This is a genomic window from Nocardia violaceofusca NBRC 14427 (assembly GCF_963869435.1).
GTDB classification, from domain to species: domain Bacteria; phylum Actinomycetota; class Actinomycetes; order Mycobacteriales; family Mycobacteriaceae; genus Nocardia; species Nocardia aobensis.
This window is the reverse complement of record NZ_CAWMPM010000052.1, coordinates 19724-38913: the sequence shown is the minus strand read 5'-3', so window position 1 is coordinate 38913 and position 19190 is coordinate 19724. Positions and strand designations below refer to the sequence as shown.

11 protein-coding genes are annotated in these 19190 nt (G+C 62.9%); 6 read left to right on the top strand and 5 right to left on the bottom strand.

Annotation, left to right across the window (positions count from 1 at the left end):
• On the top strand, positions 1-3638 hold a 3638-nt coding region (gene mobF, locus AC5592_RS33275; RefSeq protein WP_157122408.1), incomplete at its 5' end, for a MobF family relaxase.
• Between the two features lie 183 nt (positions 3639-3821).
• Here mobF and AC5592_RS33270 read toward each other — a convergent pair.
• The 4 genes from AC5592_RS33270 to AC5592_RS33255 form a co-directional block, all read right to left on the bottom strand.
• Positions 3822-4070, bottom strand: a complete 249-nt coding sequence (locus tag AC5592_RS33270) for a Scr1 family TA system antitoxin-like transcriptional regulator (RefSeq protein WP_371507563.1) — start codon at positions 4068-4070, stop codon at positions 3822-3824.
• Positions 4071-4372: 302 nt separating this feature from the next.
• Entirely contained in the window at positions 4373-7498 is a 3126-nt protein-coding gene (locus AC5592_RS33265; RefSeq protein ID WP_063066478.1) for a type I restriction endonuclease subunit R, read from the bottom strand.
• Between the two features lie 5 nt (positions 7499-7503).
• Positions 7504-8760 (bottom strand): restriction endonuclease subunit S, encoded by a 1257-nt coding sequence (locus AC5592_RS33260; RefSeq protein ID WP_063066477.1) that lies wholly within the window; start codon positions 8758-8760, stop codon positions 7504-7506.
• Complete coding sequence (locus AC5592_RS33255; RefSeq protein WP_063066476.1) at positions 8757-10502, bottom strand: type I restriction-modification system subunit M; 1746 nt, start codon at positions 10500-10502, stop codon at positions 8757-8759. The genes AC5592_RS33260 and AC5592_RS33255 overlap by 4 nt, the downstream gene beginning before the upstream one ends.
• A 333-nt stretch (positions 10503-10835) precedes the next feature.
• Here AC5592_RS33255 and AC5592_RS33250 point away from each other — a divergent pair, with 333 nt between their 5' ends.
• From AC5592_RS33250 to AC5592_RS33230, 5 genes are all read left to right on the top strand, one after another.
• Positions 10836-12113, top strand: a complete 1278-nt coding sequence (locus tag AC5592_RS33250) for a hypothetical protein (RefSeq protein ID WP_063066475.1) — start codon at positions 10836-10838, stop codon at positions 12111-12113.
• Between the two features lie 27 nt (positions 12114-12140).
• On the top strand, positions 12141-14564 hold the full coding sequence (locus AC5592_RS33245) for an AIPR family protein (RefSeq protein WP_063066474.1): 2424 nt from the start codon (positions 12141-12143) through the stop codon (positions 14562-14564).
• Positions 14565-15219: 655 nt separating this feature from the next.
• Positions 15220-16245, top strand: coding sequence for a tyrosine-type recombinase/integrase (locus tag AC5592_RS33240; protein ID WP_063066473.1), 1026 nt, complete (start codon positions 15220-15222; stop codon positions 16243-16245).
• A gap of 77 nt (positions 16246-16322) precedes the next feature.
• Positions 16323-16742, top strand: coding sequence for an ankyrin repeat domain-containing protein (locus tag AC5592_RS33235; protein ID WP_063066472.1), 420 nt, complete (start codon positions 16323-16325; stop codon positions 16740-16742).
• 48 nt (positions 16743-16790) lie between these two features.
• Positions 16791-16982: a hypothetical protein gene (locus AC5592_RS33230; RefSeq protein WP_198164008.1), complete on the top strand. Its 192-nt coding sequence runs from the start codon at positions 16791-16793 to the stop codon at positions 16980-16982.
• 731 nt (positions 16983-17713) lie between these two features.
• Here the strand turns inward: AC5592_RS33230 and AC5592_RS33225 are convergent.
• Positions 17714-18919, bottom strand: coding sequence for a helix-turn-helix domain-containing protein (locus AC5592_RS33225; RefSeq protein WP_198164007.1), 1206 nt, complete (start codon positions 18917-18919; stop codon positions 17714-17716).
• Between the last annotated feature and the right edge of the window lie 271 nt (positions 18920-19190).

Sequence of the window (19190 nt, the reverse complement as noted above, 5' to 3'; positions counted from 1 at the left end):
GCATCCGGACCGAGGTCGCGACCGCGATGTTCGTGGAGAACTACGACCGCGCACCGCTCGACGATCGCGAACTGTCCGGGTTCGTCGCCCGCATCTCCCGCCCGCAATCGACAGCGGTCGCAGGGTTCGACATCACCTTCTCCCCCGTCAAAAGCGTCTCCGCAGTGTGGGCCATCGCCCCCAAACCCATCGCCGATGCCATCCAGGCGGCTCACAACGCGGCCGTCGACGACGCCATCGCTTGGTTGGAAAACAACGCCACCTACACCCGTCTCGGCACGGGCGGTGTGCGGCAGGTCGACGTCGAAGGCCTCGTCGCCGCGCGCTTCACCCACCGCGAATCACGAGCTGGTGACCCGGACCTGCACACCCATATGCTCATCGCCAACCGGGTGCGCACCCTCGACGGCAAATGGCGGACCCTGGATGCGACCCACTTCTATCGCAACCTGGTCGTGGTCAGCGAGATCTACAACACCCGCCTCGAACACCACCTCGAAACCAGCCTCGGCATCCAATTCACCGAACGCGCCGCACCGACACCCAACAAGCGCGCGATCCGCGAAATTACCGGCATCCCACCCGAGTTGATCCGCTACTGGTCACGCCGCGACGCCGCCATCACCCAACGACTCGATACGCTCGCGGTGTCGTTTCAACAGCAGCTCGGTCGTGAACCGACACCAAAAGAACTGTTCGCTCTCGCTGAGAGGGCGACCCTCGAAACTCGCCCCGCCAAACACCTCTCCCGCTCCTACGCCCAGCAACGCCACGACTGGCACACCGACGCAGCAACACTTCTCGGCGGACCGAACGCTGTCGAGGCCACCGTCTCGTCGGTGCTCAATCGCCCTACAGATGCTCGCCCGGCGATCGACGAGGCGTGGATTCCTCGCACCGCCGACGAGGTCGTCGCCGTCGTTTCCGGGCAACGCTCGGTGTGGCAGCACCACCACATCCGCGCGGAAGCCGAACGCCAAGCCCGCGGTCACCTCCATCCGAAGCAGTGGCCGAACGTGGTCGAAGCCGTCGTCCGCGAAGCCCTCTCGCCTGCAAGATCTCTCGCGCGTGGCGACCCGGACATCACCGCCGAACCCGTTCTCCAACCTCCACCGACAGTCTTCCAGCGTCGCGACGGCACCACTGTCTACACCGTTCCCGGCAGCCAGACCTACACCTCCGCGCGCCGGCTCAGCACCGAACAACGCCTCCTCGACCTCTCCATACAACCCGGCGCCCGCACCCTCCCCGCCGATGTGGTCGCCTCGGCGATCGACTCCTACAACACCGATCCCGCCAATGACGGCAAGCCGCTGAATCCCGGGCAGGTCGCAGTGGTCACCGAATTCGCGTCCTCATCCCTGCGCATCGCGGTCGCGAACGCGCCCGCCGGCACCGGCAAAACAACCGCGATGCGCGTACTCGTCAACGCATGGCACGCCTCCGGCGGCACCGTCGTCGGCCTCGCGCCCACCGCCGCCGCTGCGGCGGTCCTCGCCGAAACCGCCGGTATCCGCGTCGAAACCGTCGACCGTCTACTGCACATCCTCGACCAGCACACAGCCACCGCTCACACGATCACCGACTCTCCCTATCCGCCACAGTTGCCGGAATGGCTGCTGGAAATCGATGCCCGCACCCTGGTGATCGTCGACGAGCACGTCAAACTCGGCGACGACAAACGACTACGACTGTTCGAATTCCTCGCCCACCGCGACGCCACCATCCGCTGCCTCGGCGACACCGCACAACTACCCTCCATCGACCCCGGCGGCACCGCCACCGACCTCACCACCACCAACACGGTCACCATGACCGACGTCGTCCGATTCGCCGACCCCCATGAAGCCGCCGCCAGCCTCGCCCTGCGCGAGGGCGACCCCGCCGGTCTGGGCTACTACCTCGACCACCAGCGCATCCACTCCGGAACACCGGCCGCTATCGCGGACAAGACCTACATGGCATGGTTCGCCGACCACCACGCCGGACGAGACACCCTCATGCTCGCCCCCACCCACGACCTCGTCACCGAACTCAACGCACGCGCCCGCACCGACCGACTCACCCGCACCCCCGCACCGCGCGGACCGGAAGTCGTTGTCGCCGACGGAGAGTGTGCGTCGGTCGGGGACGTCATCTGCACCCGACGCAACAACCCACGCACCCGTCTCGGTGAGAGTGATTGGGTACGCAACGGCTACCGATGGACCATCACTGCCGTCCACTCCGACGGCAGCCTCACCGCCACACACCTGCGCACCGGCCGCCAACCCGGCGCCACCACCGTGCTACCCGCCGACTACATCGCCGAACACGTGCGCCTCGGCTACGCGATGACCATCGACTCCGCCCAAGGCATCACCGTCGACACCTGCCACACCGCACTCACCGGCAACGAATCACGCAACCAGCTCTACGTCGCCATGACCCGCGGCATCCACGCCAACCACGCCTACATCGCAACCACCAGCGACGCCGACGAACACTCCGCCTGGACGGAACCCGCCGTCCTTCCGCGGACCAGCACCGAGACCCTGCAACGCATCCTGGCCCGCGACGCCACCCACACCAGCGCCCACGCCGACCTCCGCGACACCCTGGACCCCCACAAACGACTCGGCCACGCCATCGATACCTACCACGACGCCATCGGCCTGGCCGTCGAAAACACCCTCGGCGAAGAAGTCCTGGACCGACTCGATCGCGCCGCAGAACAACTGCTACCCGGCCTCACCGACGCGCCCGCCTACCCCGTCCTGCGTCAGCATCTGGCCACCCTCGCCATCACCGGACACGACCCGGTCCGCGCGCTCCAACAAGCCGTCAGTGAACGAGAACTCGACACCGCACATGACCCGGCCGCCGTCCTCGACTGGCGCCTCGACACCACCGGAACCCACTCCACCAGCACCGGGCCACTGCCCTGGACCAGCGCAATCCCCACCGAACTCCCCGACCACGAGACCACCCGACAGCTCCACGCACGCGCCCGCATCATCACCACACTCGTCGCCCGAATCAATGCGGACGCCGAAACATGGACACCAGCAACCGCACCCCCATGGGCGCGGACACTGCTCGAAAACCGCGAGCTCACAACACAACTCGCGATATGGCGAGCCGCACACCACATCCCCGACACCGACCTGCGCCCCACCGGACCCCGCCGCTACCCGACAGCCGAATGCCACCATCAACACCGTCTCGACACCCGCATCATCGACACGATCGGCGACCTGCACACCGCCACCCACACCTGGTCCGGGCTCGCCAAACGCATCGACACGCGCCTGACCACCGACCCCTGGTGGCCTGTCCTCGCCCAACACCTCGACACCGCCGCCAATGCCGGCCACGACATCGAAGCCCTCCTCACCACCGCGGCCAACCAACGCCCACTGCCCGACGACATGCCCGCCGCCGCCCTCTGGCACCGGCTCGACCTCACCGAGCCACCCGCCGCGCCGAGCAACGAAACCCACGCAGAAACGACCACCGAACCGTCACCACAGGCTCGAGCGACCCAAGACGCTATCGATATCGCCCAACCAGAGGGTGTCGAACTCGATGGTTTCGAGCCAGAGCTTCTCGACCACGCGGGACCGGACACCGGCGCTGGCTACGATCTCGGTCTCTAGAGCCCTACGTCGTCAATCGGCGACACCCCGCTGATTCTTTTCGTCCTCGGCAGCGACACGAGGGAGGACGCTGACTCCCGCAGACCGGTGTGTACCAATGTCGTGCATCGCTCTGAAAGCGGCGTCGTAGGAAGCGTTTCGAAAAGCGCGTTACCGTAAGCTCCGCACTCATCATCTCGACCATCACGCTGTCTCGGTCGAACACGCATACCCATGCAAGCCGATCGACGCCGCAGCTGCCAGCGGCCCGACCAACAGATCGGCCCGAGCGTTTCGAGCGCGTCCGATAAGCGCCCATAGTTCAGCCGCCATGACCGCCGCGGAACCGACGACCCGATGCGGCGCGGCCTGACCAATCACGAAAGCAAAACATCTTCCGCTCGAACGCAAAAGAGCTGCCCTCGTCTGTCCGCCGCGTTCACCGGACGGCAAACCCCCGAACGCACGCAGTCATCGCGGTCGATGCCCATACAGGCAAAAAGGACCAACTCCGAAGTCGCGGTGGTTTCCCACGCGTGGCGGACCCGCGAAGAGACCGAGAACGCACTGTTCGCCTACGTCGACGGCTGGTAAACACCCAGCGCATCCTGAAGAAACTATGCTGGCGATCACCGGACCAGTTCGAAGCCGGTTACCCATCTGGGTTCCAGCCGGACCAGATCATTCGCTTTCCGGCTAAGCGGAGGAACCTCAGTCACAAACCTGGCTGTGCCAGCATCATGCCTACTTCACCCTTATGACAGCTGATCGGTGGCCGCCTCGTAGAACGCATCCGCGAGCGCCATGATCACCCCGTTTATCCCGGGCCCGTCGCTGAAGAAGTAGTCCGCCATCGTGTTGTGGGCGTCCTGGTTGTCGATCACCGCCTCGCTGACCGCCGCCTGGAAGTCCTGCGACTCCATGAACTGCTTCTTGGAGTTCACTCTCGTCTGCTTCACCAGGTCCGGATACGCCAGCAACCGCTCCACCAGCCCCTGCACGAACTCACGCACCTGCGACGCGGTAAACGACTCAGCACCGAACAAATCGTTCATCCGGTCGATGACGACCTGCAGCGCAACATATTTCGGCTCCTTCTTCGTGCCAGAGCCGGCGGCACTGATGCCCTTTAGCTGACCGTCACCGGTCAGCGAGATGTCCACCGCGGAGGCTTTGGTGTGCCTGACCCCGACCAGCACCACATCCGACAGGTCGACCGGTGCGGCCCACGAAGATTCGGCGATGACTTTCTCCAGCAGTCGCAGGAAGATCGACAGCATCTCCATGTACGGGTCGGCGTAGTTGACGATCTGGCTCATGAAGTCGTAGAGCCGCACGTAGGTGGAGACATCCTTGCGGAACAGGTCGAGAGCGTTAAGCGTGAGCGTGTCGTCTGCCTCTTTCGCCGCCGCGTACCGGCGCCCGAACTCGTTCTTGGCCGGGCTGATTCCGGCGGACAACGCACTGTTGCCCTTGCGGCCCACCCACATCGCTGCGACATCCTGCACCTCTGCGGTGGTGTAGATCCCGGCCTGGGCGAGCTTGTCGACCAGGTGAACGACCACGTACGGATCGGTTTCGGTTTCGAGGGTGGCGTTGGTGAAGTAGGGCTCGAACGATTTTCGGATGTCGTCGGCCTTGTTGGCGAAGTCGATGACGAACGTCTTACGTTTCCGCTCCCCGCCGGCAGTGCGGTGGGTGCGGTTCAATCGCGACAACGTCTGCACCGCCGTCACCCCGGACAGTTTCTTGTCGATATACATCGCTGTCAGCAGCGGTTGATCGAAGCCGGTCTGGAACTTGTTGGCCACCAGCATGATCGAGTACGAGGTGCCCTTGAGTGCCGCGGCCAGATCCGTGCCGGCGCCGGGGTTCATGTTGGCCTCGGTGAACTCGTCATCCCTACCCGGCTGAGGACCCCACTCGGCCACCCATTCCTCGTCGTCGGCCATCGTCACCGAGCCGGAGAACGCGACCAGGGTGCGGTACGTGTAGGAGTTGTCCAGGGTTGCGCGTTTGGCGATGTAGGCGTCGATCGCCTTCTTGTACTTCACCGCCGCCTTGCGGGAGTCGGTCACCACCATCGCCTTCGCCTGGCCCTCCAGCAAGTGAGCGACATTGGCGTGGAAGTGCTCAACGATGATCCGCACCTTCGACCCGATGTTGGTCGGGTGCAGCGACACCCACCGCATCATCCCCTTACGGGCTGCGGCCTCGTCGACCTCGTCGCCGCCGTTCTTGGCGTTCTCGGCGATCTTCAACGCGGTGTCGTAAGTCTGGTAGCCGCGCAGCACGTCGAGGATGTAGCCCTCCTCGATCGCTTGGCGCATCGAGTACAGGTGGAACTCGACCGGTTTCCCGTCGGGCCCCTTGCGGCCAAACAGTTCCAGGGTCTTGTTCTTCGGGGTCGCAGTGAACGCGAAGTAGGAGATGTTCTGCGACTCAGCCCGTTCGGTCATCTCCGCAGCGAGGATCGCCTCCACATCGATCTCGCCGCCGTCTTCGATCTCATTAACCTGTTCTGCGGTCAGTACTGCCCTGAGTTTCGATGAGATCTGCCCGGACTGCGACGAATGCGCCTCGTCGGCAATCACCGCGAACCGCCGCCCCTGCAGCGAGATGTCGGCGCGGATCTCGTCGAGCGCGAACGGGAACGTCTGCACCGTCACCGCGATGATCAGGTCGCTGTTCTTCAACGCCGTCGCCAACAGGCTGGACTTCGATTGCGCGCCGGCCTTGCGGACGTCTTCCGGGCTGATCGTGGTCACGATCTTCCCGGACCCGTCGATCTGCCGGACCGCCTCCTGCAACTGTCCATCGAGCACTGTACGGTCCACGACCACGATCACCGAGTCGAATACCTTCGTATCGTCGACGTGCAGCCGCGCCAGCCGGTGCGCGGTCCAGGCGATGGTGTTTGTCTTCCCCGACCCCGCCGAATGCTCGATCAGATATCGCTTACCCACGCCTTCGTCGGTGACGGCGGCTACGATGTTCGTCACAGCTTCCCACTGGTGGAACCGCGGGAACAGCATGCTGGTGCGCCGCATCGACGTTCCGGTCGCGACGTCCCATTCGTCCTTGGTGTCGACGATCATTAGCCGGCCGATAATGTTGAGCCAGGCGTCTTTCGCCCAGACCCGCTCCCACAGATACGCCGTCGCCGACTTCCCGTCCGCCGCAGGTGGATTGCCGGCGCCGCCGTCGTGGCCAATGTTGAACGGCAAGAAGGAAGTCTTCTCGCCCTCGAGCTTCGTGGTCATCGCGGCCAGGTCGTTCGACACAGCGAAATGGACCAGTGCCCGATGCCCGAACGACAACAACGGTTCCGGGCGGCCGTTGGTGACCGGGTTGCGCTGCTTGCGGTACTGGTCGATCGCCGCGTCCACAGACTGGGTGAAGTCGGTCTTCAACTCTACGGTCGCTACAGGCAGCCCGTTGACGAAAAAGACCAGGTCGATGCTGCGCTTGTCGGCAGTGGAGAAATGCACCTGCCGCATTACCCGCACCCGCATTGCGGCGTACTGCTCGACGGTGGTCGCGTTCAGGCTGGTGTCGGGCCGGAACTGCGCCATCTTCAACCGGCCGCCACCGATGTACTGCACTCCATTGCGCAGGACGTTCAGTGTTCCGCCGCCGTGTTCGAGGGGCTTGTCGAGCGCGGTGGTCAACACGTCGAGGAACTTCGTCTCCGAACCTGCTGCCTTCAAAGCTTTTTCGAACGCCAGCTGCTGGGTGGCCCGCAGCCAGGCGAACAGGTCATCTGGAAGCAGTGCCCGTTCCCGGTCGTAGCTGGTGTCGTTTGCCGAGTACAGCCACCCGTGAGCGTTGAGGTGAGCGCAGATTTCAGATTCGAAGACGACCTCGTGGTGGTCTACCATAACGCCTACTTCCGTGTATCTATCTGACCCGTTACAGCAGCTGTGATCAGGGCTGACCGGCGTTCGCGCGCGAGTTCGATGCAGCCTTCGGTCTCGGCGATGAGAGCTTCGATTCTGGCAGACTCGTTGTCCAAGAAGGCAATACGTCGACGCTGCTCCTCCAGCGAGGGCAGCTGCATCGGAAGGTTCACGATATCGGCCTGGCTGATATTGAGCATCGAGTAGCTCGCGCCAGTGGCCTCCAACTCGATCAGATCACGCCACCGTCGGCTCCCAAGCACTGCAGCCACGAATCGCGGATCCGCTTGGTTCTCAGCAAGCGAGAACGCATAAAGCTTGTCGGAGAGCATGAGCCTCGGATAGTCGCCGTCAACCACGGCCGCACTCCCGACCAGTTCACGGGTGTTTGCACGCGATACCAGCAGATCGCCGCGACGTACGACGATCTCGGGGCGCGGAGTCGCGTCGTCGGGCAGTTCCTTGTTCTCTAGTGGGCGAAACCGACCACCGTTTGCTGCACCCGCTTTCAGCACGGCCCATGTCTCGATGCCATCCGCCGGCCACGAGCAGCATTGTGGACTCCATCCCTGCCGCACCGATCGGATGATGTGCTTCAGGCGAGCACCATCGACACCGACAACGGCAACCGTTTCCTCGACAGCCGCATGGCGACGCTCGCGGAGCATCTCGACCAGGCGCTGCTGCGCCTCGATCAGGGTGTCGATGCTGTCAGTCTCGCGGTCGAGGTAGTCGGCGATGGCGTGCTGTACCTCGATAGGGGGAAGAGGCAACGGCAACCTCGCCAGTTTCTCTGCGGTGAGGTGCGGCATCGAGACGACATTGGAGTACGCCCGCATGAAACCGCTGGCTCGTAACGCAATTAGATAGAACGTCAGGAACCGTCCATCGAAGCCGTCCAACGGTCGGAGTCGATTGATCGAGTTCTGGAATCCCCAGCCCGGCAGATCCTCACCCACGTACGCCGCGCGACCAAAGCCGCCCTGACCACCCTCGACGACGACAACGTCCCCCGCCCGGATGCTCAACTGTGTCAATTCCGACTCGCGGAACCACATCTCATTCACATCGTCGAGAGCCAACACACCGTCAGGCTGCACGTTGGCGGCCCGCAAGTACGGGGCGAATACGTCGTTACCGGAGTCCTTGCTCTGCAGCATCTTTCCAAGCGTTACCGCTGCAGCGTTCTTGACCTGACCCGCTGACCACCCCTCGGGCAACCTGTCCCAAAGCGGACCCTTCACTGCTCTACCTCACGCAGGAGCACGAGGATCTTAGCGATCTGTCTCTCCAGATCAGCATCAATTTCCGCAAGGGGACGAGGTGGCACGTACTTGTAGAAGTGCCGAGTGAACGGGATCTCGTACCCGGTCTTGATCTTGGACCAAGCGATCCACGCGTCCGGGGTGTGTGGCTTCACCTCAGCGTCGAAATACCGCTGAATCACTTCCAGCTTGCCCTCAGGCCCCTCGGTCGAACCGCCGTAGTTGAATGGGATGTTCTCGGTGTCGCGCTTCCTGGGGTCCGGCTTCGGGTTGCCCATACGATCAACCGACGGCTTGCCACCTTCGGTCAGTAGCGGGCGCTCGATGGTGACAGCCCAGTAGCCGAACTCGTTGTTATCCAGCACTTTGCTGTAGTCGGGATCTGCGGCGGTGAAGGCGTCGTACAACTTCAGTATCCTTGCGCGATCCGCCGAGCTGAGTTCACGGTTCTTGGCGCCAAGGTTCTTGCGCATCTTGGTCCAGAACGACGATCCGTCGATTAGCTGGATCAAACCCCTGCGCTCGGGATGCTTGGTATTGTCCAGAATCCAGATGTATGTCGCAATCCCGGTGTTGAAGAACATGTTGGTCGGCAGCGCCACGATCGCCTCGACCAGGTCATTCTCGAGCAACCACCTTCGGATATTCGACGGCCCAGACTCCGCGGCGCCACTGAACAGCGGCGACCCGTTCATAACGATGCCGACCCGGCCCCCGCCGTCCTCGGGCGCCCGCATCTTGTGGGCCAAGTGCAGCAAGAACAGCATCTGCCCGTCCGAGGTCGCCGGCAGGCCGGGTGCGAACCGGCCGTAGGGGCCGGCCGCGTCACGTTCCCTGGTGACCGCCTTGGCGTACTGCTTCCAGTCCACACCGTAAGGCGGGTTGGACATACAGAAGTCGAACTTACGGCCCCGGAAAGCGTCCTCGGTCAACGTGTTCCCGAAGGCGATGTGCGTCGCATCGTGGCCCTTGGCCAGCAGGTCGGACTTGCAGATCGCGTAGGACTGCGGGTTGTATTCCTGCCCGAACAACGTCAGCTTCGCATCGGGGTTCTGCGCCAGCAGGTGCTCCTCGGCGAGCGCGAGCATGCCGCCGGTGCCGGCTGTCGGGTCGTAGAGAGTGCGAACGATGTTGTCCTCGGTCAGGTCGACGTCCTTCTCGGCGAAGAGCAGGTCGACCAGCAGCCGGATCGCGTCGCGCGGTGTGTAGTGGTCTCCGGAGGTCTCGTTCGCGGCCTCGTTGAACTTGCGGATGATGTACTCGAACGCGTCGCCCATGTCGGCGTTGGATACCGTATCCGGATGCAGGTCAACGCCTTTGAACGAGGTGAGCACCTCACGCAGGAGCTCGGCCTTCTCGAGGGCGAGGATCTCCTTCTTGAAGTCGAAGTACTCGAACACATCGACGTCGGCGGAGAACCGGTCGATGTAGTCGACTAGGTTGTCCGCCAGCCCGTCGGCGTCCTGGAGGAGGTTGTCGAAGGAGTAGTTGGAGGTGTTGTAGAACGGCCGGCCGGTGGCCTTCTTGACCTCGACCTTGAGCCGATTCGGGTTGTCGAATCTCGCGGCCAGCTCGCGGACCGTGTCCCGGTCGGGTTCGAGGATGCAGTCGAGGCGGCGCAGGATGGTGAGCGGGAGGATGACGTTGCCGTACTGGTTGGGGCGGTAAGGACCCCGAAGTTGGTCGGCGATCGACCAGATGAAACTACCGAGGGCGCTCACGTGGCTCCTTACGTTCTCACTCGACGGCAACGGTTGGGCCGGCGAGTAGGCGTGCGTGCCACCGAGCGGAGACAGCGCAGCCCACAGGGGTCGGCCACAAGAACATCATGTCGCACCGCGGTATCCTGCGGACCAGCAAGCCGCCAGACGAGGGCGGCGGTCGACGATCACGACAGCATCCGCCTGACGACCATCGACCACACCACGGTCACCCCAATGTGAAAATACCTATGCTGCAAGCTAATCTGGTCCACGCGCGATGGAGCAGAAGCAGGGGGATAGCTGGTCTTGGCACGAAGACGACAACCAGAGGCCGATGACTCAACCCAAGTCGTGCCGCTGGCTGTACTGCGGCCCGACAGTGAACTCCGCGCGAAGATCAGCGTGTCCTCTGGAAAAGAGTGGTCGTACTCGCAGAGCTGTCGCGACTGGCCCGGCTCCAAGCCGCACCTAGCCATCCTCCTCGTACCAGCCGACCGGGCCGCAGGCGCCGGCGACCAACTCGCTGACCAGATCTGGGGAGTAGGAATTGTGAAGGCCGGCCACAAGACTGACGCCGACCAGAAGGTGACCCTCTCCCACATTCACCTGCTACAAGAGATGGTCGACGTACCGAACGACTGGTCCGACGACCATCGACCCGACCGGTGGGTCACAGGCCCGGTGAACCTGAACGTTGTCAGCATTCTCACCAGTCTGACGCAATTACTGAAGAGTGACGCCGCCAAGCTGAAGACGTTGACGGATCTGCTTGACGAGCGGCCCGATTGGACGGAGCGCGCCCTCCGGTGGCGCGACGAGCGGGACGCGGTGTTGTTGTTCGCCAAGGTGGCTGGGCTAACCCCGAACAGCATTCCCAGCATCAAAGACTGGGATCGAACCTCGGCCGATCATAGCTTTCTCAGTGGGGTTGGAGGTGACGCGGTCCAATTAGCGTTCGACCGCTGCACGCAGAAGCAAATCGACGATATTCTCGGCAAACTAGGACACTTGACATCCCGTACATTCATTGATGGCGCCAATCGACACGCGCCACGCCACCATCTCGAGCTGACGACAATTGTCTCGGGGACCGCAGTTTCGTCAAGCAACGCCTCAATTGATGCCTACTATTTCCATGCGTCCACCGGCACTCTCGTAATTCTACGGTACATGCAGCCGCAGATGCTCGCGTCGCCCGACAGCTGCACACTCCTGGCCACGCTCAGAGATAGGGCCAGGAACGCAACACCGACAGTTGAGCAAAAGACTGATGACTTTCGGCTGCTTGAGGATCCGCTTTTCGTTCGGATACATGACGACCAACCATTCACGCCAGGCTTGGCGCAGACCAGTTCTGGATCCATTTATCCGATCACGCAAGTCCTGACGGAGGCCGGCCGACCTCGTTCGACCCCTGCCAGGTTCAGTCGTCATCTGGTACCGACCGATTTCGCCCGGCTCGTTCGTGACGGATGGTTCGGCTCACGAAATCTGCTGCTGGACGATGTCATCAATTTGGTTGCCGATTCGGTACGGGTGATTGGCCACGCGCTACTCGTGATTGATCTAAGCACGCGACCTCGTGGCAATGGTTCGACGTTTTCCCTTGACGCCCCGCTCCCGCGATAGACCGAAGATGATGGAGGACGGACAACCATGGCACCGCTGGAAGCGGATACCCGTCGTCAGGTCACGCAAGTTCGTGAGCAGCTGCACGAGACCTTCGACGGCCTGATCGACGACAGCGACATCGCCAACCTGCAAGGGCCCAACTACGAGAACCGATACCTGTCGCGCGCACTCGCCGCACTGGCAGTTCGGCGTGTGGCCAAGTGCTCGGCGGCAGAGGCGGCCAGCTTCGTGACCGACGGTATCGCCGACCAGGGCTTGGACGCCATCGCGCCGCTGCCGGACACGGGTCGGGTCCTGTTCGTGCAGGCGAAGTGGAGCAGCAGCTGTTCGGCGACCTTCGACGTCGACGCCGCGAAAGCCATGATCGACGGGCTCAACCGGATTGACGAAGAACTCTACAGCCAGTTCAATCAGCGCGCCGCGGACCTCGCTCAGCAGTCCCGCTCAATTTTCATTTCCGGGCACGTGGTCCTGGTTATCGCCTTGATGGGGGCGGAGAAACCGCAACAACCAGCGCTGGAAGTCCTCAAAAACGCATTTGGCGTATTCGGAAGATCCGGTGCCCGATTCACCATCGAGACGCTGTACGCTTCCGATTTCCACGAACAGATTCATGAGGACTTGCGCCCGACTCCGATCTCGTTGGAAGTCCGACTCGACGACTGGTACCAGCAGAAAGGGCCGTATGACGCTTACCAAGGCAGCGTCGCGGCCGAGAGTGTGGCTGACTGGTTCGAGAAACACGGGATCGCCCTGTTCGAGCACAACCTCCGGGCACCCCTTGGCACTACAACCACCAACGCGACAATCGGTCAGACACTTACCACGGCTCCCGGGAAATTCTGGTATCTGAACAACGGAATCACCATGATCTGCAACGGGCTGACCGCAAAGCACGACAGCGCTCGGTCGCCACAAAGTAGGCCGACCACGCTGTCGGTCAACGGCGCAAGCATCGTCAACGGCGCACAAACCGTTCGTTCGATCGCGCGAGCAATGCACGACGACGGTGAGGCCGCTGCCAACGCGATGCTGAGCATCAAGGTCATAAACACGCAAGGCGACAAACAACTCGCGGTAGACGTCTCGCAAGCAGCGAACCGGCAGAACGCGATCGAGCAGCGCGACCATATCGCCCTCGAACCTGTCCATCAGGCGATCAAGGCCAATCTGCGTGCCGAGTTGCGCAAGCACTACGTCGTCAAGCGTGGCGAGCTGGTCGCAGCACCGGACACCGGGTGCTCCCTGGACGAACTTGGCCTCGCACTGGCCTGCCTGCACCCGGATGCCGACCATTCGGCACGGGCCAACAGTTCCACCGAGAATCTGTGGGAGCAGGGACCAACGGGCAGTCACACAGTCCTCTTCAAGCGCGAACCATCACCGCTGACGGTCTGGCGGTCGGTGCTGACTCTCCGCGCGACACGTAGCGAGGTGCACAGACTGGGTGCCGACACCGAGAGACGGCATAGCCTGGGTGCCGACGCCGAAGGACGGTTGGGCCGCGAAGCATCCATCGCCGAACACGGCGGGCTGCTCATCACCCATCTGATCTTCCAGTTCCTGGGTGGCGCGAGTATCGGTGACCCGGACTTCGACTGGGACAGCGAAGTTTTGGAGAAGGTCCCGGCACTTGTGCCCGAGCTGGTGCGCCACCTGGCGTATCTAATTGAGCAGACCAATTCGCGACGAGAGATCCGAGCCCTCTTTCGTTCCAGCGCCGAAAGCCAGATACTGGCCAACCAGGTCCTCGAGCAACTCGCGGATGGATTCCAAGTCCCCGTAAAGCCCGTGCCGCCGCGGAAGCCGCGCCGACAGAACACCGTCCCGCTGCTGGTCGACCGCCGAGTGATCAAGGACGGGACGCCGCTCCGATTCGTGGCACGGACAGAGCCCGAGCGTCTCGCGTTGGTCGATTGGCTTGCTGCCGACGAGCGTCGAGGACAGGCCACGTGGGTCAACCACCGCAGCAAGTCGATCCTCTGGACGTACGACAGCCAACAGTACTCAGCATCGGGCTTGGTTACCAAGATGTGGATCGACGCTGGATGGGACGACCGCCCGGTAGCAAACCAAGGAACTGTTCGTTGGCAACTCGATGACGGCCAGACACTGTTGGATTTGGCGCAGAGTATCCACCGCGAGGATGCCCTGGAAGGGGACGACCACTCGGAGTCGTTCACTGCAGCTCAGCTCGAGGACGTCCTGATGGGAAAGCTACTCACACGCCCTGAGCTGGTCCGACAAGCTATGGCGAACTCCAAGGAGCAGTTCATGGAGTCGCAGGACTTCCGAGCGGCGGTCACCGAGGCGGTCATTGACAGTCAGGGGGCCGACGGCGCCCTAGCTGGATACTACTTCAGCAACGACCCTCGCGTAGACGCTGACGTCGCTGCACTCGCCGTTGCCTTCTACGAAGCAGCAGTGAATGAGAGACCAGTCATATAGCAAGCCCTGGCAATTGGCTGCGGCCCGCAGTGGTGGCCGAGAGGAGCATCAAGCCCGAGCCCGGAGCTCTGGATGTCAAGGTTCGAGTACCTGCTTTCATTTCCAACGCAAAGGTGTCACTCTTGAGGAGAGCTGGCGCACGCGAGGACTCGATTACTGGAAGCTGAATCGAGGCCACTATGTTGCGTTCTCCACGTTTCGGTGTCGGCCGCCACTCCGCCGATACCGACACCTCGACCACCCGGACGGAAAACACGACTCGGCTGGCTCCAGGCCTGCCGCTCCCGTCCTTGAAACCGAAATCCGGCAATCGTCGGATAGTGCCATATATCGCTCTTTCGACGGTCAGCCCCGGCGGTAGGCTAGCCATTGCAGGCCCAATTCGGCATCTCGCATGGACACCGGGGCAGCTACTTTCGATATCGCTGGACGACGGTTGCATCGAAATGCGAACTGCAAACAGCCAAGAGGCCGACCTTCGAATAGGCCCGAGCCTCCACGTCTACCTGCCGGCGTCACTGCGACACGCGGCCGACATCCGCTCCGGCGACAAAATGCTCGTAGCCGCGCTCACCCCTCCCCGCCTCCGGATCTATCCATCGGCAAAACTCGAAGCAATGCTGTCTCGATCCGCAGAGCACGACCGAGCGCAGCAATGAACCCCACAGATATCGAGGCCGCCCGCATCTTGTTGCAACGCCTCGGCGTGCGCCCCGAAGACCTCGTGAACAACGCCACCACTTCGACAACCACGCCCACCTTCGGCGACTACATTCCGCGACTCCGCACCGCTGTACCGGCCGGAACATCGCGGGCCTACGCGAGTTACTGGACGCGCATCGAAACCCTCTGGCACGACCGGCGACTCGACGAACCGACCGCCTCGGAACTCAAACGCTTGGTCGAGACCGCCAGAACCCTGGCGATCGTGCGACGCAACTCCCGAGGCGGCCGCTCCGCTGCCGAGCACATGGTCGCCGCCATCCGCTGCCTCTACCGCCACGCCCACGACGACGGCTACCTCGCACTAACCGACAGTCCTGCAACAACCTTGGTCAAGCCGCGACGGGCACCGAGCCCACGTGGCGCGCTCACCGACCAGCAACTATCACAAATAGTCCGGATCGCTGAAACGACCGGCAACGACCCCGAACTCGACGCTCTCATTCTGCGCCTGCACATCGAAACAGCCTGTCGACGCGGAGGCGCACTCGCCCTGCGCCCCCAAGACGTCGACCAGGACCATTGCCTGCTCTGGCTGCGCGAAAAAGACCAATCCGACCGCTGGCAACCCATCTCCCCCACCCTCGCCAGCGCACTACTCGCCCACGCCGGCCGCGGCACCGACCCCGACGGCCAACTACTGCGCTACCGCAACGGCAAACCAATCACCGGCCGACGCTACGACCACCTCTGGAACCGCATCGGACGCCACCTCCCCTGGGTGCGCACCCAACAAATCACCGCCCACTGGCTGCGCCACACCACACTCACATGGGTCGAACGCAACTTCGGCTATGCCATCGCCCGCGCCTACGCCGGCCACTCCTCAGATGCCGGGAACGTCGGCGCAACAATGACTTACGTGCGCGCCACACTGTCCGAAACGGCTGCGGCTCTCTCAGCATTGACCGGCGAACCGCACCCCTTTGCCTCTGGCGGAGGGAAGTCCGAAAGTTGAGGGGTTGCTCGATCGCTTCCACACATTGCACCAGAATCGCGTGGGTGGGCCGCAAGCACCGACGGGAGCAGAAATAGATGACCCAGCTCGACGAATTCGGCCGCACCGCACTGCACTATGCTGCCCGCGACGCCAACCTGGACGAGGTCGAACAGCTCCTCGACACCGAAGACGGCAACCTCGCCGACGATCAAGGCTGGACACCGCTGCACTTCGCCGCCAACGCCGGCGCCCCCGATGTCGTGACCCGTCTACTTGGTGCCGGCGCCGACATCGACGCGCTGACCGACAAGGGAATGCCCGCGATCTACTGGGCAGCAGTCGCCAAACGCGGCAACCCCGTAGAGACGATCCGCGTGCTACGCGCCCACGGCGCCGACCCCACACGCGAAACCATCGAAACCTATTTCGGGCTCAGAAGCCCTCTCCAATTCATCACCGAAACCGGCAACAAACCCGAGATCCGGGCCGAGTTCGGGGACCTGATTAATGAATGAGACCCCGACCTCGACGCCACCATCGAGGAAATGAATCAAACTGCCCAGGTGAAGACGGAACTGGCGGCGATCACCGGCACCGACACCGCAGCCAACGGCACCATCATCGCCACCGTCGACTCCGCCGAACACCTCCGCGACCTCAAACGGCCCCGCGACACGGCGCGGCTCGGCGCTCAACTTGCGCCGCTGATCCTGCCTGCAAGGCACAGCACAAGCAGAAAACGACGCACGCCATAAAGCAGCAGCGGCACTGCGCCCCTCACGACCGACGACCGTGTCGCATCCGGATTGAAAGCCATCCGCGAAACACTTGACACACCCACCCTCAACCACAGCTACGCCGTCACATGACTGGACAAGAGATCCAAGCCGCCGACGACGCCTGCTTCGAACGCATGAACCGCCGCGGCTGGACCCGGTAGGGGCCGGATACCCGATTGGGTCAACATGGCGCCGATCCATGCAGCAGCCCTCCATCGATCGTCACGGCTTCATCGACCGGGTTACCGGACGCGCCGGTCGCGGAGCGTGTGGTGGAGCGGTTCTTCTGTCCTGCGGACATGACAATTCCTCCCTGGATTGCGGGATTGTGAGTCTTCGGTCATGTCCCGACCGGGACGGAAACCACGCCGAATGGTGACCCCTACCAGGGTCGCGGCGTCGTTCCACCAATATAGACGCTCCATGCCGTGCCGATGTCAAGCGGGCGATGAAAAGAACCCTGCGGCCGAAGCCCTTTCGAATTCCGGACAACAACCACGAAGCAGGTTCTCGGGCATCGCAATCGGACACCGCAGAGCGTGGCGGCATCATTTGCCGGGTAGGAATCCAGCCCCGGCCTCATTAGCAGGATCGTGTTTCCACTTCTGCCTGCGGCGGGCGCCGCCCAGACTGCCCGGCTCACTACTCCGCTCCGGATGTGCAGGTGGCGCCGACGGGTTAACCGCCGGCGGGCCGACTCGGCATCGCTATGCCCTCACGGCACGGAGCTCCAGAAACTCCTTGACCTCAGGGACTGTGTGCTGTCGCCGGACAGCCAGGGCTATGGCTTCAAGATGCCGCTGAAAGCGAGCCGACGCTACGCTCCCGATGGTCTTGTAGTCTGCTGTGAGCAGCGAGCACCCCTCGGCGAACTGTCCAGCCCTCACAAGGTTTTCGGCAAGGTAGACGCGCCATCCGGTATGTTCGCGCGGCCAGGCAGCTGAACTGTCAATAGCCGCTTGGAGATGAGTCTTGGCTGTTTTGTGATCGCCGGCATTCATGTATGCCAGGCCGGTAAGTCCGCGCAATTCGGCCTCGGGCAGATAGACCCACTCCGGGTCGTAACCTCGTCCGGATTCGTAGGCCCGGTAGGCACGGCTGATCGCTTTGTTCATCGCGTTCATATCGCCGACAACGCCCTGCGCCTCGGCTTCGCGCAACGCGCCGAGTGCCCGGAGTTGCGGTCCACCGCGACGCCGAGCGGTGGTTTGTGCAGCATCGGCCAGGTGGATTCCCTCCCGCTGCCGTGCACCTTCTCTGTAGCTGAGGATGCTGGCATTGATGAGAGCATGCGCACTGGCGATGTCGTCGGCGGCGGCCGTCGCAGTGTGTGCCGCATCGGCGTAGTAGCGACGGGCTTGGTCCAACTGGCCTGCATCGTAATGGACCCACCCCGCCGCGGTCATGGTCTCGGCCGTGGTGGTTGCCAGGCTCTTGCCCACCGTTTCGGTGTAGCTTCCACTGTTCAGCAGGTGCTGAACGTAGCGGACTTGGCCAGCGGCCAGATGACACAGCCGATCACCACCGACCACGAGATCGAGCTCATGAATCTGGTTGATGGTGTCTTGGACCGCCGCAACGTCGCTGGCACCGATCTTCATGCCGGACACCGCCGCTGCTGAAGCTGACCCCGCCGTCGCCATGGCGGCGGCTCCCACGGTTCCTAACGCCCCCACCCTGAAGAACTGACGACGATCCACGTCTGCCTCCTCGTCCGACTCCACTACCAGTATGGCCAATGGAACCTGGAGCGCCCTGGCCACGAGACGTAGGACACGAAGGTCGTATGCGGCGGGGCCGCCGCGCTCCAGGCCCGAGACCGCCGGCTGGGAAAAGTTGATCAACTCACCCAGTTCGGCCTGGGTCATGCCGATGGACTTCCTGATCCGTCGGATGACTTCGCCGGTCGTCATATGCATATCCAACGCCCCCAATTGTCGCCCGGTCTGTGAATTCTGTCTATTCGAAAACCGTTTCCGGGCAGGAGGATATACGGATTTTTGTATATCCGGAACGGTACCTGCAATTTCGGCGTTCGCATGGCCAATCGCAATCGTACGGTCAGACCGCACCCGGTCCCGGGCCGACGCCGTAACCCATTGCGGCGCACAGGCTGACCTGGGAGGTCGACCAGTGGCGCAAGCCCCCGGCGCCGGGTGCACCTCCATCGCCCGGCAAAGAAAT